Consider the following 24,024-nt stretch of genomic DNA (forward strand, 5'->3'; position numbering starts at 1 on the left):
TCATTAATGCGTATTACCTTATTTTTACTTACATAAAATTAGTTGGTTCACGGTCAATCATAAGTGTTACGCCTTGTCGCTGTAATTGTTGCCCTTTATGCATTAATTCAGTCAACGCCTGCATTAAATTCTGGTCATAACGATACTTAATAACGACACGATAATAATATTTATTTTTGATTCGTGAAATCGTACTAGGCGCTGGTCCAAGCATAATAGTTTCTTTATCTACAATATTCTTCAACCAGTTAGTCGTTTCAAAAGCAATTTTTGCCGCCTCATTAACCTGCTCATGAGCAAATTTTATTTGTACAGTGAAATAGTATGGTGTATAACGCCAAGCATGTCTAAGCGACATTTCCTGACGATAAAATGCTTCATAATCTTGATCCTTTGCTAACTGAATAGCATAGTGCTCTGGATTAAAGGTTTGCAAAATCACATTACCAGGCTTGTCCGCACGACCTGCACGGCCTGAAACTTGCGTTAATAACTGAAAAGTTCGTTCAGAAGCTCTGAAATCAGGCAATGTCAAAGTTGTATCAGCATTAAGGATACCAACTAAAGTTACATTTGGAAAATCCAGTCCTTTTGCAATCATTTGCGTTCCCAACAAGATATCAGCTTTATGGTCGCCAAATGCTGTCAATAACTTATCAACAGACCCCTTTTTACGTGTCGTATCTACATCCATTCTTAGCACGCGAGCTTCAGGTAAAATTTCATTCAAATGCTCAACAACTTTTTGAGTACCTGTTCCAAATTGACGAATCCGCTTAGATCCACAAATTTTACATTGTCGTGGAATAGTTTCACTGTAGCCACAATAATGGCAAACCAATCGACCGACATCTTTGTGAACGGTTAATGCAACATCACAATTGACACATCGCGGCGTATAACCGCAATCACGACAAATAATAAAATTTGCATAACCGCGACGATTTAACATCAACACAATTTGTTCTTGGCGTGCTAATCGTTCCTGCATACTAGTTAATAATTGCGGTGACAACACATCATCGTTATTATATTTTATTGCCTCACGCATATCCACAATTTCAGTTGTTGGTAAAGCCCCTCGTGTCGCACGTTGCGTAAGTGTCAAAAGTTGGTAAACACCCTTTTGCGCACGTGCACGACTTTCTAATGATGGTGTTGCTGAACCCAACAACAAAGTAGCATTATGATAGTCTGACCGCCATTGAGCAACATCCCGCGCATGATATCTTGGATTATCATCTTGTTTATATGAAGTTTCATGTTCTTCATCGATAATAATCAAGCCTATATTTATAAGTGGTGCGAAAACTGCCGAACGAGCCCCCACAACAACGTGTACTTCTTGACGTTGAATGCGACGCCATTCATCATAACGTTCGCCATCAGATAAACCAGAATGCATAACAGCAACATCATCGCCAAAACGACTTTTCACGCGACGTACCATCTGAGGCGTTAAGGTAATTTCAGGAACTAGCATCAAAGCTGTTTTTCCAATCGATAACGCCTTCGCAATAGCTTGTAAATAAACTTCAGTTTTACCAGATCCAGTAACACCCTCTAATAAAAATGTTCGTTTCTCTGGTTCAACGATATTTGCTGTAATGGCATCATATGCCTTTTGTTGTTCAGCATTTAATTCTAGCGGTTGACTAGGTTGAACAGGTGTCTGCAATTTAGGAATACGATATGATTCCATCTGATCCTGCACCAACCATCCTTTAGTCTCAGCCTGATTAATAACCGCATAATCCAAATTATAACGTTTAATAACATCTTTTACAGGTACAAATTTTGATGGTGCATGCATCAAAAAGGATAATAATCGGGCTTGTTTAACAGCCGAAGAACGTAATTTTTGTAGTTGTTCTTGGTAAAAACTCATGTCCTTAATTGATTTTAAAACATTTACCATCTTTACTTTGGCTCGATTTTTAACCAAATAACCAATTTCAATTACATTTTGTTTTTGTAATTTCAATAATTGAGGTAGTAACTCATGATCGACATTATCATTATCAAAAGGAACTTCCTTACGATCAGCAAACATTAATGCCACTTGTGGCCAATCACGTAATTTTTCAGGCTCTAATACACGTAACACTTTGCCATATTTTGCTCGCATAACATTTGGTAACATCGTTTGCAGTACACTAATTTGAAAAGCAAAATTATAATCAGCCAACCACGCTCCTAATTGCAATAACTCTTCATTCAATACTGGTTCAATCTCAACTACTTGAATAACTTCTTTTAATTTTTCTACTTGCTCTGCATTTTCTTTAATAGCAACAACAAATCCTTGCACCAATCGATTACCTTTACCAAAGGGAACAACCACGCGCATACCACGTTGTAATATTTCTTTCATGGCTGCGGGTACACGATAAGTATATGGTCGATTGGTTTGCATTGTTGGCACATCAACAATTACTTGCGCATACATAGATAGTCTCCTTTCCTAAAAATAACTGACTCAAAAGAAAATCACATACTTCATTTTACCAGAATTATTGATGTCATGGCTTTTAAATACCCCAAATAAAAAGCCAGAACTTTTCAGTTCTAGCTTTAATTGTTTATAAATTATCTACTTATTTTGCTTGTAGTGCTTGTACATCACGAGCAATCATCAATTCTTCGTTAGTAGCAACCTTCAAAACCTTTGCAGTTGAATCTTCAGATGAAATAATTACTTCATCATCACGTAATTCATTTTGCTCAGCATCTAACTTAATACCCATAAATGCCAAACGATCAATAATTGCTTCACGAACGTTAGCTGCGTTCTCACCAATACCAGCAGTAAATGTCAAAGCATCAACACCACCCAATTCAACATAGTATTGACCAATGTAACGAACAACACGATCGATAAACATTTCAATGGCAAGTGCAGCATGATCATTAGTATCTTCAACTTCTTCCAAATCACGCATATCTGAAGAAATTGTTGAAATACCTAGCAAACCTGACTTCTTATTCAAAATATCAAGCATTTCATCGTTTGATAGTCCTTCACGGTTTTGAATATAGTAAACAAGAGAAGGATCAATATCACCCGTACGAGTAGCCATAGTTACACCGGCCAATGGTGTGAATCCCATTGAAGTATCAAATGACTTACCATCTTTAATTGCTGTTACTGATGCACCAGCACCCAAGTGTAGTGTGATAAGCTTTAGGTCTTCTAACTTCTTACCAAGAAGATCAGCTGTACGTTGTGCAACATACTTATGTGATGTTCCGTGTGCACCGTACTTACGTGCTCCATACTTTGTGTAGTACTCATATGGCAATGAGTAAAGGTAGTTCTTCTTTGGCATTGATTGGTGGAATGCTGTGTCAAATACAGCAACTGACAATGCATTAGGCAACAACTTTTGGAATACGCGGATTCCAAGTGCTTCAGAAGCATTGTGCAAAGGTGCATAATCAGCTAAACGCTCAATCTTGTTAAGAACCTCGTCATCAACAACAACTGACTTGTTAAACCATTCCCCACCTGCAACGATACGGTGACCAACACCAGTGATTTCTGCAAGGTCTGCAATAACTTCGTGTTCTTTCAATTGAGCAAGCAAAAGATTGATTGCAGCTTCATGATCCGCAATATCTTGCACAAGTTCAAATTTTTCTCCATTATACTTCAAAGTAAAGATTGCATCGCTCATACCGATACGCTCTACTTGTCCTTTTGCAATCACATTTTCTTCTGGCATTTCAAATAATTGAAACTTTAGTGATGATGATCCAGCATTAATCGCCATTGTCTTAACCATGTACAGTTATCTCCTCTTCCCTAACGGAACTCATAATTATCTTATATTGAGTATATCATAAAATTACCCAATTCGTTAAGAATAACATTAACAGAAAACCCTGTTACTAGTGCATGTAGAGATGATTTGCTTTCATCCAAGCTGTCAATTCTGTCACAAAGTTTTTATTTTCTGCACTCTCAGATAGTGATGGTGCTTTAGCTAACATGACAGGTTTAGCTTGACGTGAATTTTCACCCGACCGTTGCAATACCAATATTACTTTACCCATTTTAGGATCTTTAAATAGATTACTTGGTAGTTGAATTAATGCTTGGAAATACACATTGTCAGTTTGTAAATAACGTAACAAAGATTTACTCTGATCACTTTCAAATAAATTAGTAGGCACAGTTAAAATAACTAAACCATCCGGCTTCACTGCAGCAATACTTTGCTCAATTAACAAATGATGGACAAATGTTAATCCCTCAGTAACACTCGTTTCAAATTTTTCAGAAGCAGTTTTTGGATAATATCCAATTGGTAAATCACCAATAACGACATCAGCATCGTCTTGCATTGATGTTGCAACACTATCAGCTAATGTAATATGCCAATCTTCTTCTAATAATGCAGCAACACCACTGGCAACCGTCAGCATTGTATCATCGTTTTCAAAACCAACGACTTCTATATTCTTATTATTTTCTTGCAATGCTTGGCTAACCGTTGCCACCAAATTTCCAGTTCCAAGAGCTAAATCTTTAATGCGAATATTGTCTTTTTGGCCAACAAAAGCATTTGTAATGAATGTTACCCACATGCCAATAGCATCTGGCGTTACCTGATAATTAGCTTGCAACCCATCTTGATGGATTGTACCTACAAGTAAAAATTGTAAAACTTGTCGTTTGTCTGTTTTACTCAATGTATCAAAATCGGCCATTTTGATATCAGCTAATACACTTTGCTTTTGTTCATCTGTCAAACTTTCTACATCTTCATCAGTTTGACCTAACATAATTTCAAACAAGATAATTAAAGCTTCGATTGATGCACCATCAATAAACTCTATTATTTTTTGTTGCGCAGTTTGCAAGCTCTTTACGCTATTTTCAATTGCTTCATACATTTAAATTACCTCATCTTTCATACAGAGACTAGTTTAGCTAGTTTCTCACGGGCTGACAAGGTACATTAATTACTTAATTTTGGCACTCTTACAATTTGATATTCACTAACCCTGACATAATAACCTTTATCCTCAATCCTAATGACCCTTGGAAAGGTCTTTCCCTGCCTATCAACTTTCAAATTTTTAGTAGTTCGTACGTAATGAACAGCTTGCGATTTACGTAACCAAAAGAGATACTCACGCTTTTGCATCGTCTGATAGTGTACCTGACTACCCATCCAAAGCATTGTTGCACCAAGCAGTCCAAAGCTTAACACTACAATTTGACTAAGAATAAATGCCCGACGTTGTTTATTCATTAATATATATTTCTTCCTTGAATACTGCTTCATTAGTGAATTTTAGCGTTATTTGATATAAATGCGGCGCGATTTCCTTAAAATTAAGATACTTAACACGCAATAAGTAAGATATAAATTTACCATCTGAACGATACAAACATAAACAGTATCCTTTCAAACCTAGTAAATAATGTTTGTTAGTCCTAGTATTAAATATTGCTAATGCATCCTCGCTAACCCCTGTTACGCGATAATGATGGGCATCATTTTCTAAGCGCTTTATAAACTGATTAACTAAAATTACTTGCGTATCATTTTCTTGCTGTTGTTTAACACGTTGCAACCCTTGCGATGAAATAGCAAAGGCGAGCAAAATACCACTAAAAACAACTAAAGCAACCATACACTCTACTAGTGTAAATCCTCGCCGTTTAACCATGCCTTTTGTTCCCGATAGTATTTTTGTTTAACTTGAGCAATACTTTCTTCATTCTGATGACTTTGTTGTTGAACTGCTTCAATGATGCCTAATAAAATCGTAACCATCCCCACAACAATCGTCAGACCAACCATCGCCTCCACTAACAAAAAACCTTTACGTCGTAAAGCGATATGTGCCACCCCCTAATTGGAAAATCAAACTAGCTTTTTCCCGCGTCTTTATATTCACAAATCGAATGGTACCAGCAGTGACGTATGATTTCTGCCACCGAATATTGCCATAATTACACGCTTGCCAATCAGCAGGTAGCACAACCTCTTCATCACCAACATAAATTGATTGTTGCCAACCGCGTATAGTGAATTCGGAAAAATATCCTAAATTAACCTGTTGTTGTTTTAATAAGTATTTTTGTTGGAACTCATTTTTCACCTTTTGCCAATCACGCTCCGAGTCCTCATGCGTGAGTGTAAATGGCATTGAAATTACTAATCCTATTATTAAAACGACCATTGTTTCTAGTAAAGTTATCCCTTTACGAATCATTTTACTTACCTTGAATTACTCGATCACCTTTTATTTCAAAATGTGCGCGCGCCATTTGTTGTGCTTGCGTAGTAGTTAAAAAACCATTATTCATTAAACTTGAAATTGTAATTTCCTGTTGCCTTGCTTCATCGTGGGCAATACGATACATATTCACCTGATTTTGCAGTGTATTAAATAATACCGTTTGTTGCTTTTCTTCAGCCATTTTACGAATACTAAAAACATTTGGATAAATCAAAACTACTAATAGCCCGACAATAAATAATGTTGTAACAACTTCAATTAATGTAAATCCCTTGCGCTTACGTACATTACGGTTTTTTTTAATCATTGAATGATATCTCCCATATTTTGATACATTGGTACAAGTGTTAAATAATACATACCAATCACTACCACCCCAATTACAGCAAAACAAATTGGCTGAATGAACGTCATATACTTTTGAATTAGTTCATCAAGTACTTGAAATTTACGTTGTGCTAATATCTGAAATTCTTCGCCAACCTTATGTTGTGGCTGACCACGTGTAAACAACAGCGTACATTCTTTCGGAAGCAATTCTAAATCCATAATAAATTGATCGATTGTTCGTCCATTATTCAATGCTTTCCACGCCTTGTTTCCGATATAAGCCGTTAACTTATCCTGCGTTGACTGACGTGCTCGCTGAACGATTGTTGATAATTCAACACCGCTGGTCAACAATAAACCAAGCTGTAAACAAATGTAATATTCAATACTTAGTTTAACTATTTTACCAATTAACGGCACTTTCATTAGCAGTTTTAAGCGTTTATACCACGATTGTTTTTTTAGATAATAACAGCCTCCCACAATAACAATTAACACAAAAACAAGTAAATAATACCAACTAATCTTAGCGTCTAATAATTGTAAATTGACACCCAATTGGCGTAATTCTGGTAATAAAAAGACCAAAAAGCCAACTAACATGAACCCCAATAAAATTAATAAGACAACTGGGTATAACAACACTTGTCGTAATTTACGATATTGAAACAAACGTTCTCGTTCACGTTTACCTAACGCTTCTAATAAGTTGACCAACCTACCGTGTACAGTAGCAAAATCTAGCTGTTGAATTAACTCTTCCCTGACATACGGTGTCATTACCTTTGAAAAAGTAGCACCTGATTCTAGTGCCGCTAAAATACTCATCATTTGTTGGTTCGGTAATTTTAATAATAGCTGCACCATTTTAAGTGCATTTTCTAAATCATACCCGACGGATAATAAATAACTTAAATTTTCAAAGAAATCCGCTTGATGCTTACGAGACCACATTACTTTCTTCTTCATGCTTTAACTCCGTTAGTAATCGATTCATTTCTTGCCCGCTAGATATTTCTAATGCAACATAAGGCGTTGCTGCTTGATAAACCATTTTTTGGTAACCTAATCCAATTAAAATTTGCTGTAGAATATCTGCTGCAATACCAAATGAACGCAATCGATACCAAATACCAACAATTGACATAGCGTGAACTGTACTCAAAATTAGGTGACCACTCAATGCCGCTTGTGCAACAATTTTAGCGGTCTTAGCATCACGAATTTCACCGATAATTATGACATCTGGATGATGTCGTAAAGCTAACTTCAATAATTGTTCATAACTCATATCGGCTGCGTCATTAACTTGTAGTTGTAAAAAATGTGGTTCCACTAATTCAACAGGATCCTCAATTGTTAAAACCATCTTATTTTTCAAATGTTTTGTCGCTGCGTGATACATTGTGGTTGTTTTCCCAGAACCCATTTGGCCCGCCAACAATATTAATCCTTGTTTATGTTGTATTAGCTCGCCTAATTCTGCAAACGCTTCTGCCGGTTGCCATTTTAAAATATCGTCTTTTATATTATAAATTAAGCGAATAACAACTGATTCACGATTTAAAAAATCTGCTACACTAGAAATTCGTAAATATAATGATTGCTCATCCAATAAATAATGCCAACGTCCTAACTGTGGTCGTCGAATTTCACTAATATCCATGCAAGCTGAAAACTTGATATGCCTAATTAACGCTTCACCACGTTCATTCTCTAATTGACCAATATTTTTTAATCCGCTAACGGCATAAGTTAATATCTGAAATCCATTTTGAATAGGCAAAATATAAATATCACTAACGCGAGCCTTGGCTGCTTGTTCAAGTATGCTATAAAATGTCTGTTGAATTTGCACGCTTCTTAACCTCCTAACACATACAAAGACGTTAGGCTAATAAAAATGTCCAAAAAAAATTTCTCAAAGGCTTTTACACCTTTGAGAAATTACAAAACTATTTAATTTAGCGCCAATACAACAAAATTCAAAATGAATAATATTGAGACGAACCACAAAATAATACTAATTTCGTTAAACTTACGCTTAACACTCTTGATCAAAACAAAGAAAATAAATCCAGCGGCAATACCATATGAAATTGAATATGAAAATGCCATAAATGCTGCCGTGAAGAAAGCTGGAATAGCAATTTCAATATCATCCCAATCAATCAACTTAAACTCATTCATCATCATAATTCCAACAACAACTAAAATCGGTGCCGTTGCCGCACTTGGAATTACATTAACCAATGGTGCAGCCACAATTGAGCATAGGAAACCAATTGCAACAACTACCGCTGTTAGTCCAGTACGACCACCGGCTTTAATTCCAATTGAAGCTTCAATAAAGGTCGTTGTATTTGAAGTTCCAAAAATACCAGCAAACATCGTTGCAAAAGTATCAGCAACTAAACCGCGATCCATCTTTGATTTAAAGCCTTTGTTCTCGTAGAATTCCTTTTGATCTGCTGCTGAAAAGATACCCGTTGAAATACCAGTTCCAATAAAGGTTCCAATTGCATCAAACAACCCTGAAAGTCCCATTGAGAATACCGTTAGAACAACAATTAAAATATCTTTTGGTGATGTAAACATTGACCATAATCCATGGGTTCCTAAGGCTTGACCAAAAATCGAACCAAAATCATGGAAAGTTGTTGAAAATGCTGACATACCACTAATATGTATATTCGTAACACCCATTGGTATACCGATTAAAGTTGTTACAAACACTGAAATCAAAAATGAACCTGGTACATTAGCGATAACCAGCAAAACCAATAAAATTAAACCAATTAATGCCAACAGAACAGACGGACTAGTAAATGTCGTTAGTTCTGGGGTTGTACTACCATTAGCCGTTAAGGTTTCAACTACCTTTGCCCCACCGCCATTAAATGGCTTATTGTTCAAAGAAATAATATTTTGGCCATCAACTAAAAAGTTAATGAAGCCGGCATTTTTTAAGCCAATATAAGCAATATATAAACCAATACCAGCAGCAATAGCATGCTTTAATTGCACCGGAATCGATTTAACAATTAAGGAACGTACTTTTGTTAGCGTGATAATAACATCAACCAAACCAACTAAAAACACCATCCCCAATGCTTGCTGCCAAGTATATCCCAAGCCAAACACTACTGTATAAGTAAACATGGCTTGCATACCAATTGAAGGAGCTAAAGCATAAGGCAAATTAGCAAACAATCCTGTAATCAACGTACCCGTTACGGCCGTCAAAATCGTTGCCAAGAAAACACCCTGATTAGGCATTCCCGTCAAGGCAAGCACTGATGGATTTAGAAAAATAATGTAAGCCATCGCCACAAAAGTCGTAATACCCGCAATAATCTCGGTACGTACTGTTGTGTTGTTTTCCGACAACTTAAAGAAACGTTCCAACATAATAAGTTTTTCTCCCTAAAAAATCATGTTAACGTAATTCGCAAACATGACCCAACCAACTAAAAGCTCTTAATATAGACAGCTGTATCATAATACATTTATCTACTACTCTCTTATGTTGAAGTCTGTGGCAAAACACGTTAACGACTCTATTCAAATAGTTTTAACGATATATCTAATTTAGCAAATAGTCAATCTATTTTAGAAAAATAAAAAAGAACTTGCTCTAATAGCAAGTTCTTTTTAAATTATTCAGCTGTTGTAAATACAGCTTGAACGTCATCATTTTCTTCAAGCTCTGCAACCAAGCCTGCCAATGATTCTTGCTTATCCTCAGGCACTGCCATTGGGTTTTGTGCAACCATTGTAACTTCGTCGATACTGAATACATAACCCTTTTCTAGTAATGCATCACGCACTTCTGGGAAAGCCTTTGGTTCAGTATAGATTTCGAATTGATCATCAAATGTCTTCATGTCATCTGCACCAGCATCTAACATATCTTCAAACAATTGATCTTCATCAATTTCAGTATCTTCATCACGTTCAATTTCAAGGTATCCCTTGCGATCAAATTGGAACGATACTGATCCTGATGTTCCTAATTCACCACCGTAGTGCTTGAAAGAAGAACGTACTGATGAAGCTGTACGGTTAGTGTTGTCTGTCAAGGCTTCAACCAAAACAGCAATACCAGCTGGTCCGTAACCTTCATAAGTTAATTCTTGATAGTTAGCACCATTTGCACCAGAAGCCTTATCTAGAGCACGTTGGATGTTATCCTTAGGCATATTAGCTGCCTTTGCTTTATCGATAACCAAACGCAAACCTGAGTTTGAATCTGGATCAACGCCACCTGCTTTAGCTGCCGTGTACAAATCACGAGCTAACTTTTGGAAAATCTTACCACGCTTCGCATCTTGGGCGTTCTTACGTCCTTGGATGTTATGCCATTTACTATGTCCTGACATTTCAGAAACCCCTTTTCTATCGAAAATTTATCGTCTTATTTTACCATATATTTTAAGTGTTCGCCAGTTTTCCATGACTATCAGGCATAAAATCGTATGGTGTGACACCTTCTAAACCAATATTTGGATCAATACTACCCTGTGCAATTAAATCCATCGTCAATACTGTTTCTAACGGTGCAGCCTCTTTTTGGATAACCGTTTCTTGCTCTTGCTGCGGATTTTCAACCGTATCTGGAGCCGGTTCATTCATTTGTAATGTTTCCTGTTGTGCGAGCTTCTTAGATTGATTATCTGGTGCTTTACCAGTCGCATATTGTAAAATACGTGCCTGCAAATTGGTGTGTCGGTTAACACCCAAAGTCACAACAGCAGTTTGATAAGCGCTCAATTGTCCAATCAACACCAATGACTCACTTGCCCGTGTAAGACCTGTATACAATAAATTACGCTGCAACATTCTTGAAAAAGCATCCACTAACGGCATAATGACTAGTTTATATTCTGTCCCTTGTGCTTTATGAATCGTGGTTGCATAAGCTAATGTAATATTTTGCCAATTTTCACGTGTATAAATGACCTCGCCTGTATCAAAATCAACCACAATTTTATCTTTTTTATCAGTATTTGATTTATCCTTGGCTAATAAGACACTTGTAATATAACCAATATCACCATTAAACACATTATTTTCAGGGTCATTAGCCGTCTGCATTACCTTATCCCCAACACGATAGTTAAATGCTTGTTTATCTTTTTTAATGGTGATAGATTTTTTCTTACTCGTAGCTGGATTAAAAATATTTTGGACGATCTCATTTAAATGATTAACACCAGCAGGCGTACGATACATTGGTGCCAATATTTGCATATCAGCAACTGAATTTCCTTTATTTTTCCAGCTTTCTGCAATTTTTTCAACCAGTTTTGGCACAGTATTTACATTAGCAGGGAAAAATGAACGATCAATTTGTTGCTCAGTAAAATCTGCTGGTAAACGACCATTTTTTACTTCATTTGCTAATGAAATAATAGTTGACCCTTTTCCCTGACGATGAATTGTCTCTAATTCACGATAATTTAATAAGCCACTTGCTAATAAGTCATAAAAAACACGACCTGGACCAACTGAAGGAAGTTGATCTTTGTCACCCACCAGAATTATTTGCATATCAGCCTGAACAGCGGATAATAATGTTGCAAATAACTGTGTATCAACCATCGACATTTCATCAATTACCAATAAATGACCCGTCACCTCTTCAATGTCAACGTCATTAATATTAGCTTCACGTCCGGTAATACCTAACAAATGATGAATTGTCGTTGCTAACATTCCCGTTGATTCTTGTAATCTTTTAGCAGCACGTCCTGTTGGTGCTGCTAAATGAATACTATCATCAATCTGGTCTGATTTTAAACCATCAGCTCGTAATAATTTCTTCAAAGTAGCAACAACACCACTGATAATTGTTGTTTTACCAGTTCCAGGACCACCAGTTAAAATAAATAATTGATTTGTTAATGCTGCAATAATAGCGTCTTTTTGGGTTGCATCATAGGTGAAATCATTAGCTTTTTCCACTTCATCCAATACATTTACAACTTGCTTACGAGAATACGTTGCCTTACTTTGTTGGGTTAAATTAATTAACCGTTCGGCAATTTGATTTTCTGCTTCATAAATTTCTTGAATATAAAAATAACTACCATCAACAACCACAACACCTTCACTCGTTAATGTCAGTAAAGCTTTTTTAATCATGACATCAGTTACAACAGCGCGTTGACCTTTTTCTAACAAGGCTTTCGCATCACGCATTAAATCAGGTAACACCATATAAGTATCACCCGAATTAAACGTTTGATTATTGATAGTTTCAATAACGCCAGCTTTAATCCGTCGTTCATCTAAAACATCAATACCTTCTTGTAATGCGAATTGATCAATCCGCTTAAAAGATACCCCTTCAATATCAATCACCAATTGATACGGGTTATCCTTTAATATTTGTAAAGTGCTCTTTTGATACTTTTGATATATTGCCATTGATAATGTTGACCCAAAGCCAAAATCATTCAAGGCAATAATTGCACGTTCCATACCATCAGCTTTAGATAATTTATCAACAATAACCTGTTGCAATGCCTGAGAAATATTTAGATTGTTTAATACTTCAGCATTATCTAAAATCAACTCAATGGCATTAATTCCAAGTTCGTCGACAATTTTAGTCGCAGTAGTTTTTCCGACACCTGGAAAGTTATCACTAGCAAGATATTTTACGAGCCCTGATGTTGTACTTGTTGCCTGACGATGATAGTTATGTGCAATAAATTGTAGCCCATAGCGGGGATGTTCCTTTAATTGACCTGTAAACTCATAACTAGAACCAATTTGAATATCTCCGAAACTCCCAGTAACCGTTATTTCATCCTCATTAAATTCAAAATTCTTATCAATAATTTCAATTCGTAACACTTTATAAAACGAATCTGATGCCGAAAACAAAATTGTTTGAATCTGACCAATTACTTGAGGTGTTAGGTTCACATCATCTTCCCAGAAATCATTCTGACTCGGATCCATTATCTTGTCCCCCTAACATAACTGCAATTAAATCATCTAAACGAGCAGCATCTGTTTGATATTGTTTGCTATTAACTTGCTTGGCTTTCATTAACCATGGATTATTTTTAGGAGCACTAACTTGTTCAATCAAGCCTCGGCCAAAATTAGCTGCATAGTCTTGGTCATCTAACTTAATAGCAGCATTAAATGCAGACTTAGCTTTTACTAGGTCTCCCAAACTTAACCAAATATTACCCAATAAGACTTGAGCTTTCACATCTTCATGATTTTGTTGTACGGCAGTTAACGCAAACACCAAAGCTTGTTTAAATTTATTTTGCGCATAAAAACTTTGTGCTTGCATTACAATAGCATCATATTTCAATTTTGTATCTGTAATTTTATCAAAAAAAGTTGCCGCACGACCATAGTCAGCTGCAACGTAATAGACATTACCTGTTGCATATAACAATTCTTGTTGTGCGTGATCATTATCTTTAAATAACGATAGGCTTTTTAGTGCTAAATCTTCAGCTAATACTAATTCACCAGCAACCGTTAGTAAACTTATCAAATCAACATATGCCTGCCAATGATCCGGATTTTTAGAAATATCTTGAACTAAATCTTTTATATCTTGTTGTACCTTATCATCTACCTTAGACATTTGTTTTCTCCAATCAATTAAATTGTGTTTGATTCATCAGCTAACTCATCTAAATATTCCGTATCATTACGCAACAATTCAGTAAAGTGCTCACCATCTGTCGTCTCCAAAATTGAAGTACTAGTATTACCTAACCCACCGCGGTCACGCAAATGAGCAAGCGGAATATTTAATAGGCCACCCATTCCCGTGGTTAACGCTGATCCATGACTAAAGAAAATTAGGTTCACATCTTCCCCGCCATACATATTAACGGCTTCTTGCACCGCTTTTTTAAAGCGTATTTGCACTTCTGGAAAAGTTTCAGCACCTGGAACTAAAGATGCATCAAATTTTTCTGGATGATGTCGTGAAGCTTCATACATATCTCCCCAGTGTTGCTTAACTTCTGAAAAAGTTTTACCTTCCCACACACCAAAGGAGAATTCTTTTAATCCTTCTTGTACTGTTAATTCAGGTTTGTGATCCAAGTAGCCTAATGTTTGTTCAGCAGTATCAACTGCACGTTTAATAGGACTCGTAAATGCGTGTTCGAATTCAATATGGCGCAAGTGTTTGCCCAACTGTTCAATTTGATGAATTGATTCTGGTAACAATGGTGAATCGCCGCCAGATCCTTGAAAACGTCCTTCAGCATTCCAGACGGTCTTTCCGTGGCGGATAAAATATAGTTTCGTCATGCAGTGATTCTCCAATCAAATTTTAGGTTATTATCTTCCATTATAATAAAAAAAACGATTAGAAACAAAAAAGTTCTAATCGTTTTACTTATAATTTATTCTAATCCTTCTGTTAATGCTTCAGGGAAGTTCTCACGCACAATTTGTGCTTCGTGAGCTGATAACATAGGGAAATCTTTATCTGTACCTAAATCAGTGTGATACATACGGTCACGAGGAGATACCTCACCAACTGCATGTTCAACCTTCATTTGGTAACCATTATAATTTTCTGAATCTGCTGGTGCATCAGCAACATTTTCTAGATGTAATTGAGATACAAGCAACAAGACACGAATATCTTGATTTAGTGATTCAACCATCTTAGCTTGCTCATCAGTCAAGTATAACGTCAAAGCGGCTTCAGCAGGCTTACCAATTAACTTAGCATTACGAGCTACTTCTAATGCCTTGTTAGCTGCATCACGAAGTGTCATAAAGGCATCCCAATTAGCAAACAATTCCGTATTATCTCCCAAGTCTTCCACTTCAGGCATATCAGTTAGATAAGCAAAGTCTTCAGTTTCGTATGGAAGATACTCAAAAATTTCTTCTGCTGTGTGTGGCAAGATTGGCAAAATCAATTTATCCAGTGCAACAACAATCTTGTACAAAACTGTTTGCAATGAACGACGCAAGTGACCATCTGGTGCTTCAACGTACAAAATATCCTTTGCGAAGTCCAAATAGAACGCTGACAAATCAACATTAATAAAGTTAATCAATAACTTGTGAACGGTTTGGAAGTCATACTCATCATAAGCTGCTTTAAATTCACCAATTAATTGATTGAAACGTGCATAGAAATATTGATCAACAGCCGTCATATCGTCATAAGCGACTGCATTTTCATTAGGATTGAAATCCGAAGTATTTGCCAACAAGAAGCGCATCGTATTACGAATCTTACGGTAAGTTTCTGAAGTTTGTGACAAAATATCCATCGAAACACGTACATCAGCTGATGTATCAACAGCTGAGACCCACAAACGAATAATTTCAGCACCCATTTGCTTAATAACTTCATTTGGCTCAATTGTATTACCAATTGATTTTGACATCTTCTCACCATTACCATCCAAAGTAAATCCTTGTGAGACAACTTGCTTATATGGTGCCTTACCAGTAACAGCAACAGATGTAATTAGTGATGAATTAAACCAACCACGATATTGGTCAGAACCTTCCAAAACTAATGTTTCGGGGAATTCTAACTCCGGACGCGTTGCCATAACACCTTGATGAGAAGTTCCTGAATCAAACCAAACATCCATAATGTCTGTTTCTTTAGTAAACTCACCATTTGGTGAATGCTCATTTGTATAACCATCAGGTAACAATTCCTTAGCATCACGTTCAAACCAAACAGTTGAACCATGCTCAGCAACTAAATCAGCGACATGATCAATAATTTCTGGATCAACAATAGCTGTTCCATCTTCAGCGTAAAAAATTGGTAGTGGTACACCCCATACACGTTGACGAGAAATAACCCAATCACCGCGATCACGAATCATGTTGTAAAGACGCTTCTTACCCCATTCTGGCTTAAATGTTACATCATCTAAGGCATCCAAAATTTCTTGACGGAAATTATCAATAGAAGCAAACCATTGTGGCACAGCACGGAAAATAACTGGCTTTTTAGTACGCCAATCAAATGGGTAACTGTGTGTAATTGGTTCTGATTTAACCAAAGCATCTACGTCACGCAATTTTTGCAAAGAAATTTCATTGGCATCATCATAAAAGACACCTTCGAAATCTGGACCTGCTTCAGCCGTCAAATATCCACGATCATCAACATTCATAATTGGCTTGATATCATAACGTTGACCAGTCATAAAGTCATCTTCACCAAATCCTGGGGCTGTGTGAACCAAACCAGTTCCAGTGTCATCAGTAACATAGTCAGCCAAAACAACTAAAATATCACGATCCATATATGGATGCTTAGTAACCATATATTCTAGGTCTTTACCTTCAAACGTTGCCAAGACATTAACGCCTTCCCAACCAAACTTTTCAGAAAGTGAAGGTAACAATGATTCAGCAATTAAGTACTTCTTTTCTGAACCATTAGGTTGAACTTGAACATACTTAAAATCAGGATGTACAGCAAGTGCTTGTGAAGCTGGTACCGTCCATGGTGTCGTTGTCCAAGCAATCATGTACGTGTCTTCATCAAGTAAGCCTTTACCATCCTTTACTTGCTCAGTAATAAAAGCAGACTCTGAAGTAACATCATGATATTCAATTTCGGCCATTGCCAAAGCAGATTCTGAAGACCATGACCAAAAGACAGGCTTCTTACCACGATAAATCAATTGACGCTTGGCCATACTTCCGAATACACGTAGTTGTGCTGCCTCAAACTCAGGTTGTAACGTTAGATAAGGATTATCCCAATCTGCTGAAACACCTAAACGCTTAAAATCAGCCATTTGCTTCTTAACTTGTTTATGAGCAAATTCATCAGCCATTTTACGCCAAATAACTGGTCCAACCTTTTTACGATCCTTACCTGCTTTGGTCAATTGTTGTTCAATTGGCAACCCATGAGTATCCCATCCAGGTACATAAGGTGCATAAAAACCATTCATTGACTTATAACGAACAATAATATCTTTTGAAATTTTGTTCATCGCATGACCAATATGGATATTTCCATTTGCATATGGAGGTCCATCATGAAGCATAAATGAGGGCTTTCCTTCATTTAATTTTTGGCGACGCTCATATACTTTATTTTCAAACCAAATATTTTCGCGTTGTAATTCTGTTTGTGGTAAATTACCACGCATTGGAAACTTAGTCTTACCAAGATTTAGTGTCTTCTTGATTTTCATAATTATTTCCTTTCCTTTCTATTGCACAATATTTTTTGCTATAAATTATTACTGTAATAAAAAACGTCCTACATTAGTCAAAATAACTAGTGCGGGACGTTTTTTACGTGGTACCACCCGAATTTACAGTTTAACAATCTAAACTGCCTCTTCAAAATATGTGTACTAATTTTCTGCTGATAAATATAATTCGTTACTATCTTAGGCTTTCACCACATCCTAAGTCGCTGGTTAGAATAAATTATACAGTTTGATCAGAAACTTTATGTTATCTATAATAGCTAATTACTTATCTTTATTCAAGAAATTTTCTGAATCTTCGTCATCTTCAGGGAAAATAACAACCGTTTCAGTATCTTGGCTTACCTCTTCAGGCGCTGGTTCTTCTTCTGCTTGTTCTGAAACAGCTGCTGCTGATGGCTCTTGATATGCTGCTGGTGTTTGGAAAGCGTTCCATTCATCCGTTTGTACCATATCTAATTGCGCACGTAGCAAGCCCTCGATTTTAGCTTTAAAGGCACCCATTTCTTGATCCAAACCTTCTTTTTCAGCAACTAATGTTTCATTTTTAGTTTGTGAATCTGTCAATAGTGCATTTGCTTTTGCGTTAGCTTCCATCACAATTTTTTGTGCTTCTGCTTGTGCTTGTTGCAAAGCAGCCTCAGCTTCTGCTTCTGTTTGCTTCTTCAAACGATCTGCAGCTTCTTGTGCAATCAAGATTGATGAATTAACTGATTGTTTCATTTCTTCAACTTGCTTTGCATTTGCATCGGCTTCAGCTAATTGTGTTTTCAAAGTTTGATTCTCTTGCAACAAAGAATCAAAATCATCCACAATACGATCTAAAAAGTCTGTAACTTCCGCTTTGTCATACCATTTGTTACGACTAGTCGTAAATTCTTTTGCATGAATTTCCTGTGGGGTTAATGTCATGAGATGTCTCCAATCTATTTTTTAATTACTGCCATTGTTAAACGCCATTTATCTTTTTTTGTTAAACCATTAAGTTCATCAAGCTTTAATCGTCCATAATGTCGCACAGAAACTAAATCATTAACTGCTAAAACATAATCTGGCTTATTAATTGTTGCCCAATTAACTTTAATTAAATCATGTTCAATCATTTCTTTAGCATGGCTTCTAGAAATATTATACCCATTTGCGACAATACTATCTAGTCGCAAAGAGCTAACTGTTGTATTAATTATCACCCATTCATCATCAAGAACTGTCATATCATTTTCAGCAACTTCTTGAAAACGTACTTTTGTTTTGCCAATACGATCTAAATGACTCAAGATGAAAGTTCCCATCGTTTTAGTAGTACTAAAATACCACTTCTCAGACTCACCTTTAATGATATCACCTATGCTTTGGCGCGCAATACCATTATGCATAAAAGTACCCAAAATTGTACTATGATGCAACACAGTAAATTTTTCAGGATACTTAATTTGAATCAACATCAGTTCAAAATCATCCATATCCGGTTGATAATAACTAGGTGCAATTAATAAACGTTTATTTTCTGCACCAGAATATCCACCAAATTCAAAAGTTTTAAGATCATCTTGCTGATTAACGAGTGTTTTTACAATATAAATTTCTCTTGGGTTCAAAAAATTCGTCAGAACTGGACGATACTCATCCAATACCTGACGAACCAAACCCTCCGCTAAGTTAAGAAACGTGGTTTCATTAGGGCGGAAATGTTGTGCTACATTATCAACCATAAATCTCTCTATATCATTGTCTGAGCAATAGCTCGCAATCCCATTTCAGCTGCTTGTAGTAAAATCAATCCTACCAAAGGGGTAAAATCAATTATACCAACTGCTGGAATGAAACGACGCAACGGGTTTAACACTAATCCGGCAATCTTTCCTAGTAGTTGACCAAATGACGATTGTTGTGCCCCAGGTAACCAAGACATCAACACCCAAATCACAATCACAAATTCTAATGCTCGAAGTAGCAAATTCAATAATCCAAGGATTGTTGCCATATTACCACCTATTAATTAAATTGCTGGCCAAGATTCTGAGAAATAGTACCTGAAATCTCAAAATTATGTGGTGTTGCTAAAAAGATACGTTCACCAACACGCTCGATAGTTCCGTCCACTGCAAACGCTGTACCACCTAAATAGTCCAAAATACGCTTACCAGTATTTTCATCAATTGAACCTAAGTTAACAATAACCGCTTCACCACCAAGTAATTGCGTTGCAATTGTTTGCGCATCAGCATATGTACGTGGTTCATACAAAGCAATTTTAGCTGGCTCACCTCTTGAACCATCCATTTTAATAACATTTGCCCGACGTTCGTTAGTTGGACGAGTGGCATTGTTATTAGATTCAGTAGCGTTAGACTTTTGTTCTTCTTGGCCCTCTTCAGACTCTTCGTCTTCATAGTAGTAACTATCGTCACCACCAAAAATATAATCTTTAAATTTAAATGCCATAACCAGACTCCTTACTTGTCACCACGTTTCATCCAATTAAAGTAAGCTGGACGTTCAATCTCTTCATCAGCTGAACTTGATTGGGCAGGGGTTGACTGTTGTGCAGGTTGTTGTGATGGCGCAGCTGATTGAACAGGTGCACTTTGTTGAGGTTGTACCTTGTCGTTTGGTGTACCCCAGTCAGCAAATGGGTCATTATTAACAATTGGTTGTTGCGCCTTTGGTTGTTGTTGAACAGGTTGCTCAGGTGCTACAGACTGAAATGGGCTAGCTTGTTGTGTTGATCCCAAGTTAATCTCTGGACGTGGTGTTTCTGGACGGTCAATGCCAGTTGCAATAACTGTAACCACAAGGTCCCCGTCCATTTCCATATCAATTGTCGTACCAAAGATAATGTCAACATCAGTACCTGAAGCTTGCGCAATAGTCTCTGAAGCTTCTTGTGCCTCAAACAATGACATGTCTGCGCCACCCTTAACAGATAGCAAGACGTTTGTTGCGCCTTCAATTTTAGCTTCCAACAATGGTGATGCAATTGCCTTACGAGTCGCCTCAGCAGCACGGTTTTCACCAGATGCAGAACCAATTCCCATCAAGGCTGTACCTTGTCCGGCCATGGCTGTCTTAACATCGGCAAAGTCCAAGTTAATAATTCCTGGCTTGGTAATCAAATCAGAAATACCTGAAACTCCTTGCTCCAAGACATCATCAACCATCTTAAAGGCTTCCATAATCGGAGCCTTCTTATCAACAATTTGTAACAAGTTGTTGTTGGCAATAACGATTAATGTATCAACATTTTCCTTTAACTTTGCTAATCCTTCACTAGCTGATTTACCACGGCGAGGACCTTCAAAAGAAAATGGACGAGTCACAACACCAATTGTCAACGCACCAGAATCTTTAGCAATTTTTGCAATAACAGGAGCTGCACCAGTTCCTGTTCCACCACCCATACCAGCAGTAACAAAGACCATATCAGCCCCTTGCAAGGCTTCAGTCAATTCTTGTTCGCTTTCCTTAGCTGCAGCTTCTCCAACTTCAGGACGAGCACCAGCACCCAATCCACGAGTAGCTTTTGATCCGATTTGAATCTTGTTTTCTGCTGAAGAACGCTCAAGAGCTTGTGCATCAGTGTTGGCAACGATAAATTCAACGCCTTCTACGCCATCAGTCACCATTTGGTTAACGGCATTACCACCACCGCCACCAACTCCGATAACTTTAATTGTTGCACCGTATTCTTGGTTCATGTCCATTTGAAAATCCATATTGAACTCCTTTTTTATTAATTTATGAATTAGTCAAAGAAATCCTTAAAGAAAGTCTTAATTCGATTTTCCTTCTTAGGTTGTTCTTCATCAGTAAACTCAGTCGGTTCAGCCGCTTCATTCTCAACTTGAGAATCAGGTTGCTTTACGACCTTCTGTTGTTGTTTTTGTTGTCGTAACCTTGGCTTTGGTTTCTCAACTGCGTTTTCATTAGTCATTGCTGGGGCTTGATTTTGTTGTCCCAAAACAACTAATGGCAAACCATACAAAGCTTGCTTAACAATCAATTGGATAGGTGTTTGTTGTGCTGCATAATGAACTAACGCCCATGAACCAGCATAACCCGGATGACGTAAGCCAATATCATCAGGTGCAAACAACCTTGTTTGTACTTTATAGGTTGAATGGATTGCTTCCGGAATACCACGCAATGCGGCACCACCACCGGTTACAATCACACCACCTGGCATTTGAAAAGCTCCGACCATATCAAGCTTCTCACCAAGCTTACCTAATATTTGCATAACTCGTGCTTCAATAATTTGTGCTAGAAGTTGCTCTGAAATTTGTTCAGGCTCCTCTGCACTAATTTTCTTAATTACTAATTGATTGTCTTCTTGTGATAACTCTGAAAGTGCAAAACCAGAATCTAGTTTTAGCATATCAGCATCATGTAAACCTAATTCAAGAACTGCACTAATATCACGTGAAATGTTATCACTTCCAGCTGGGAAAGATGATAAGAATTTCAATTGGTGTTCATGAACGACTGTTGCCGACGTTTGACCAGCTCCCATATCCAGTATAATCGTACCAAATTCTTGCTGACCATCATCTAACAATGTTTTACTGTATGCTAATGGTGCCAAAACGAAATCACGTAGTCTTAGTCCCGCCTTACTAATTGCAAGACGTAAGTTTCCCATAACATTCCGTGGTGCAGTATATGCGATACCATTCATCGCAAGACGCATCCCCACCATATCATTTGGATCTTGAATACCATCAAAATCATCAACGACAAATTCCGTTGGAATTAACTCAACAACTTCACGATCTGCAGGTAATTGGATTTTCACTGCTTCTTGAACAGTGTTAGCAACATCTTCATATGAAATATGTTGACTATCCTTAACGGTTACAGTTCCTTTAACATGTTGAATTTGAATATTACTTGCGGGTAAACTTGCAACCACTTCTGTAATTGGCTGTTCAGTTTGCTCATTTATTTGTGCCACTGCTTGACGAATATCAGTTGCTGTTGCATCAATATCAACAACAACACCCTTCTTGACACCGTGTGAAACAGAACGACCAACCGCTACAATATTAGCCTGTTGATCTCTAACATCTGCTGCAAGCACTTTAATGGTGTTAGTCCCCACATCAAGACCAACAATTAATCCATGGTTGGCCATCTTAATTCCTCCTTTTGACTACCATACAAAATGTTCATTTTAATAAACAATTCTTTAAGAATAATACCATACTTTAGGGTCAATCTTCCAGACCTGGGCTTAGTTTTATTACTTATATGGCCTAAAATAAGCACCAACTTGTAAATCTGCTTGCCCGGTTTGCTTTAATTGCGCCACCATTCCTGGATAATACTTCATTTTTTTCGATAATTCATTTGCACTAATCAAAACTTCATTACCATCGTTCATATAAATTAATAAACGTTGATTATTCTGTTTTGTTGGTGACCAAACAATTTCAGAAACAGCGTGACGCAAAGGCGTTGATAATTTACCAAATTCGGACAATGCCTTATGTAATTGTTTTGCAGATGTAAAGCCATCATAAAGGGGCAAACCACCTATCTGCTGGTCACTCACTTCGTGATTTAGCATATCACCATTTTCTAAAATGGGATAATACTGATTACCTGCTTTTACATAGCCAACTTTAACAATTTCATCAACTTTAACTTGTAATGTATTATCTGACTTTAAAGTTAATTTTAAATGATTAATTTGTGGATTTTTACTTTTAGCTTCCTTACTAAAATAATCACTTTGATACAAAGTTGTTAAAAGAGGTTGTCCTTTTTGTAAACCTGCTGCTTTTAAAACTGCTTTATTAGATAATTCTTGGGTACCAACAACATCATATTTCTGCACCTGACTAGCTGGTGAAATTAAATAAATTAAGCCAGCCGCTACAATTAGTAATACAATAATTGCCTTAACCGCCCGCCATTCGTGTGGAAATAATAATTGTTTCCATCCAATCAACCAATGACTACCAGATTTTTTACCAACGTTTTGATTTTTATCTGTTTTCTCTTCAGTCGATAACGCTTTTTTATCAGCTGATTCAACCGGCCTCTTTTTATCCGCTTTAATACGTGCCCTTTTTGACGGCTTTTTGACTTTACTAGTCTTTTTTGACAACTTAGGCTTCGATGACTTGCCGTCCCCAGATAACAGTTCATTTAAATGAGCTTGAATATCTGAAGAATTCGCATTGTCTTGTTCATTATGCGGATTTTCCTTTTTCTCAGTCAT

Annotated in this window: 23 protein-coding genes; all 23 read right to left on the bottom strand. The window is 36.9% G+C overall.

The features are described from left to right. Nucleotides 1-28 precede the first annotated feature (28 nt). On the bottom strand, nucleotides 29-2,449 hold the full coding sequence (gene priA, locus GA0061074_RS03390; RefSeq protein WP_092461881.1) for a primosomal protein N': 2,421 nt from the start codon (nucleotides 2,447-2,449) through the stop codon (nucleotides 29-31). Between the two features lie 148 nt (nucleotides 2,450-2,597). Beyond that, nucleotides 2,598-3,785, bottom strand: a complete 1,188-nt coding sequence (locus GA0061074_RS03395; RefSeq protein ID WP_092461883.1) for an acetate/propionate family kinase — start codon at nucleotides 3,783-3,785, stop codon at nucleotides 2,598-2,600. A 106-nt stretch (nucleotides 3,786-3,891) separates the two neighbouring features. Continuing rightward, entirely contained in the window at nucleotides 3,892-4,899 is a 1,008-nt protein-coding gene (locus GA0061074_RS03400) for a class I SAM-dependent methyltransferase (protein ID WP_092461885.1), read from the bottom strand. A 65-nt stretch (nucleotides 4,900-4,964) separates the two neighbouring features. Beyond that, a complete protein-coding gene (locus GA0061074_RS03405) occupies nucleotides 4,965-5,261 on the bottom strand; it encodes a hypothetical protein (RefSeq protein WP_092461887.1) in 297 nt (98 codons plus the stop codon). Next, a complete protein-coding gene (locus GA0061074_RS03410; protein WP_159426647.1) occupies nucleotides 5,254-5,646 on the bottom strand; it encodes a hypothetical protein in 393 nt (130 codons plus the stop codon). Before GA0061074_RS03410 ends, GA0061074_RS03405 begins: the two co-directional genes overlap by 8 nt. 8 nt (nucleotides 5,647-5,654) lie before the next feature. Beyond that, on the bottom strand, nucleotides 5,655-5,864 hold the full coding sequence (locus GA0061074_RS09065) for a hypothetical protein (protein WP_143699429.1): 210 nt from the start codon (nucleotides 5,862-5,864) through the stop codon (nucleotides 5,655-5,657). Next, entirely contained in the window at nucleotides 5,839-6,231 is a 393-nt protein-coding gene (locus GA0061074_RS03415; RefSeq protein ID WP_092461891.1) for a type II secretion system protein, read from the bottom strand. The genes GA0061074_RS09065 and GA0061074_RS03415 overlap by 26 nt, the downstream gene beginning before the upstream one ends. A 1-nt stretch (nucleotide 6,232) precedes the next feature. Continuing rightward, on the bottom strand, nucleotides 6,233-6,565 hold the full coding sequence (locus GA0061074_RS03420; protein ID WP_092461893.1) for a competence type IV pilus major pilin ComGC: 333 nt from the start codon (nucleotides 6,563-6,565) through the stop codon (nucleotides 6,233-6,235). Beyond that, entirely contained in the window at nucleotides 6,562-7,557 is a 996-nt protein-coding gene (locus GA0061074_RS03425; RefSeq protein ID WP_092461895.1) for a type II secretion system F family protein, read from the bottom strand. The genes GA0061074_RS03420 and GA0061074_RS03425 overlap by 4 nt, the downstream gene beginning before the upstream one ends. After that, on the bottom strand, nucleotides 7,529-8,446 hold the full coding sequence (gene comGA / locus GA0061074_RS03430) for a competence type IV pilus ATPase ComGA (RefSeq protein ID WP_092461897.1): 918 nt from the start codon (nucleotides 8,444-8,446) through the stop codon (nucleotides 7,529-7,531). Before comGA ends, GA0061074_RS03425 begins: the two co-directional genes overlap by 29 nt. 101 nt (nucleotides 8,447-8,547) lie before the next feature. Continuing rightward, complete coding sequence (locus GA0061074_RS03435; RefSeq protein ID WP_092461900.1) at nucleotides 8,548-9,999, bottom strand: NCS2 family permease; 1,452 nt, start codon at nucleotides 9,997-9,999, stop codon at nucleotides 8,548-8,550. 248 nt (nucleotides 10,000-10,247) lie between these two features. Continuing rightward, the gene (locus GA0061074_RS03440) at nucleotides 10,248-10,970 is read right to left on the bottom strand and encodes a YebC/PmpR family DNA-binding transcriptional regulator (protein ID WP_092461902.1); all 723 of its coding nucleotides are present in this window, start codon (nucleotides 10,968-10,970) and stop codon (nucleotides 10,248-10,250) included. 52 nt (nucleotides 10,971-11,022) lie between these two features. Next, on the bottom strand, nucleotides 11,023-13,560 hold the full coding sequence (gene recD2 / locus GA0061074_RS03445; RefSeq protein ID WP_092461904.1) for an SF1B family DNA helicase RecD2: 2,538 nt from the start codon (nucleotides 13,558-13,560) through the stop codon (nucleotides 11,023-11,025). Further along, a complete protein-coding gene (locus GA0061074_RS03450; RefSeq protein WP_092461906.1) occupies nucleotides 13,541-14,209 on the bottom strand; it encodes a tetratricopeptide repeat protein in 669 nt (222 codons plus the stop codon). The genes recD2 and GA0061074_RS03450 overlap by 20 nt, the downstream gene beginning before the upstream one ends. 17 nt (nucleotides 14,210-14,226) lie before the next feature. Further along, on the bottom strand, nucleotides 14,227-14,889 hold the full coding sequence (locus GA0061074_RS03455) for a histidine phosphatase family protein (RefSeq protein WP_092461908.1): 663 nt from the start codon (nucleotides 14,887-14,889) through the stop codon (nucleotides 14,227-14,229). Nucleotides 14,890-14,984: 95 nt separating this feature from the next. Next, nucleotides 14,985-17,777 carry an isoleucine--tRNA ligase gene (ileS, locus tag GA0061074_RS03460; RefSeq protein ID WP_092461910.1) on the bottom strand — a complete coding sequence of 931 codons (2,793 nt, stop codon included), beginning with the start codon at nucleotides 17,775-17,777 and terminating at the stop codon, nucleotides 14,985-14,987. Nucleotides 17,778-18,062: 285 nt separating this feature from the next. Continuing rightward, entirely contained in the window at nucleotides 18,063-18,710 is a 648-nt protein-coding gene (locus GA0061074_RS03465) for a DivIVA domain-containing protein (RefSeq protein WP_092461912.1), read from the bottom strand. A 14-nt stretch (nucleotides 18,711-18,724) separates the two neighbouring features. Then, entirely contained in the window at nucleotides 18,725-19,510 is a 786-nt protein-coding gene (locus GA0061074_RS03470; protein ID WP_092461914.1) for a YlmH family RNA-binding protein, read from the bottom strand. Between the two features lie 8 nt (nucleotides 19,511-19,518). Continuing rightward, nucleotides 19,519-19,782, bottom strand: a complete 264-nt coding sequence (locus tag GA0061074_RS03475) for a YggT family protein (RefSeq protein WP_092461916.1) — start codon at nucleotides 19,780-19,782, stop codon at nucleotides 19,519-19,521. Nucleotides 19,783-19,793: 11 nt separating this feature from the next. Beyond that, the gene (locus tag GA0061074_RS03480) at nucleotides 19,794-20,243 is read right to left on the bottom strand and encodes a cell division protein SepF (RefSeq protein ID WP_092461918.1); all 450 of its coding nucleotides are present in this window, start codon (nucleotides 20,241-20,243) and stop codon (nucleotides 19,794-19,796) included. 11 nt (nucleotides 20,244-20,254) lie between these two features. Continuing rightward, nucleotides 20,255-21,514: a cell division protein FtsZ gene (gene ftsZ, locus GA0061074_RS03485; RefSeq protein WP_092461920.1), complete on the bottom strand. Its 1,260-nt coding sequence runs from the start codon at nucleotides 21,512-21,514 to the stop codon at nucleotides 20,255-20,257. Between the two features lie 29 nt (nucleotides 21,515-21,543). After that, entirely contained in the window at nucleotides 21,544-22,932 is a 1,389-nt protein-coding gene (gene ftsA, locus GA0061074_RS03490; RefSeq protein WP_092461922.1) for a cell division protein FtsA, read from the bottom strand. A gap of 108 nt (nucleotides 22,933-23,040) precedes the next feature. Further along, nucleotides 23,041-24,024, bottom strand: coding sequence for a cell division protein FtsQ/DivIB (locus GA0061074_RS03495; protein ID WP_092461924.1), 984 nt, complete (start codon nucleotides 24,022-24,024; stop codon nucleotides 23,041-23,043).

It is taken from the genome of Weissella bombi, from assembly GCF_900094835.1.
GTDB classification, from domain to species: domain Bacteria; phylum Bacillota; class Bacilli; order Lactobacillales; family Lactobacillaceae; genus Weissella; species Weissella bombi.

Bases quoted from the DNA above. Each gene is read 5' to 3' on its own strand.
- ftsZ (WP_092461920.1), bottom strand. From the start codon at position 21,514: ATGGATTTTCAAATGGACATGAACCAAGAATACGGTGCAACAATTAAA.
- GA0061074_RS03495 (WP_092461924.1), bottom strand. From the start codon at position 24,024: ATGACTGAGAAAAAGGAAAATCCGCATAATGAACAAGACAATGCGAAT.
- GA0061074_RS03480 (WP_092461918.1), bottom strand. From the start codon at position 20,243: ATGGCATTTAAATTTAAAGATTATATTTTTGGTGGTGACGATAGTTAC.
- GA0061074_RS03415 (WP_092461891.1), bottom strand. From the start codon at position 6,231: ATGATTCGTAAAGGGATAACTTTACTAGAAACAATGGTCGTTTTAATA.
- GA0061074_RS03455 (WP_092461908.1), bottom strand. From the start codon at position 14,889: ATGACGAAACTATATTTTATCCGCCACGGAAAGACCGTCTGGAATGCT.
- recD2 (WP_092461904.1), bottom strand. From the start codon at position 13,560: ATGGATCCGAGTCAGAATGATTTCTGGGAAGATGATGTGAACCTAACA.
- GA0061074_RS03470 (WP_092461914.1), bottom strand. From the start codon at position 19,510: ATGGTTGATAATGTAGCACAACATTTCCGCCCTAATGAAACCACGTTT.
- priA (WP_092461881.1), bottom strand. From the start codon at position 2,449: ATGTATGCGCAAGTAATTGTTGATGTGCCAACAATGCAAACCAATCGA.
- GA0061074_RS03440 (WP_092461902.1), bottom strand. From the start codon at position 10,970: ATGTCAGGACATAGTAAATGGCATAACATCCAAGGACGTAAGAACGCC.
- GA0061074_RS03435 (WP_092461900.1), bottom strand. From the start codon at position 9,999: ATGTTGGAACGTTTCTTTAAGTTGTCGGAAAACAACACAACAGTACGT.
- ftsA (WP_092461922.1), bottom strand. From the start codon at position 22,932: ATGGCCAACCATGGATTAATTGTTGGTCTTGATGTGGGGACTAACACC.
- GA0061074_RS03420 (WP_092461893.1), bottom strand. From the start codon at position 6,565: ATGATTAAAAAAAACCGTAATGTACGTAAGCGCAAGGGATTTACATTA.
- GA0061074_RS03425 (WP_092461895.1), bottom strand. From the start codon at position 7,557: ATGAAGAAGAAAGTAATGTGGTCTCGTAAGCATCAAGCGGATTTCTTT.
- GA0061074_RS03410 (WP_159426647.1), bottom strand. From the start codon at position 5,646: ATGGTTGCTTTAGTTGTTTTTAGTGGTATTTTGCTCGCCTTTGCTATT.
- GA0061074_RS03405 (WP_092461887.1), bottom strand. From the start codon at position 5,261: ATGAATAAACAACGTCGGGCATTTATTCTTAGTCAAATTGTAGTGTTA.
- ileS (WP_092461910.1), bottom strand. From the start codon at position 17,777: ATGAAAATCAAGAAGACACTAAATCTTGGTAAGACTAAGTTTCCAATG.
- GA0061074_RS03395 (WP_092461883.1), bottom strand. From the start codon at position 3,785: ATGGTTAAGACAATGGCGATTAATGCTGGATCATCATCACTAAAGTTT.
- GA0061074_RS03450 (WP_092461906.1), bottom strand. From the start codon at position 14,209: ATGTCTAAGGTAGATGATAAGGTACAACAAGATATAAAAGATTTAGTT.
- GA0061074_RS03475 (WP_092461916.1), bottom strand. From the start codon at position 19,782: ATGGCAACAATCCTTGGATTATTGAATTTGCTACTTCGAGCATTAGAA.
- GA0061074_RS03465 (WP_092461912.1), bottom strand. From the start codon at position 18,710: ATGACATTAACCCCACAGGAAATTCATGCAAAAGAATTTACGACTAGT.
- GA0061074_RS03400 (WP_092461885.1), bottom strand. From the start codon at position 4,899: ATGTATGAAGCAATTGAAAATAGCGTAAAGAGCTTGCAAACTGCGCAA.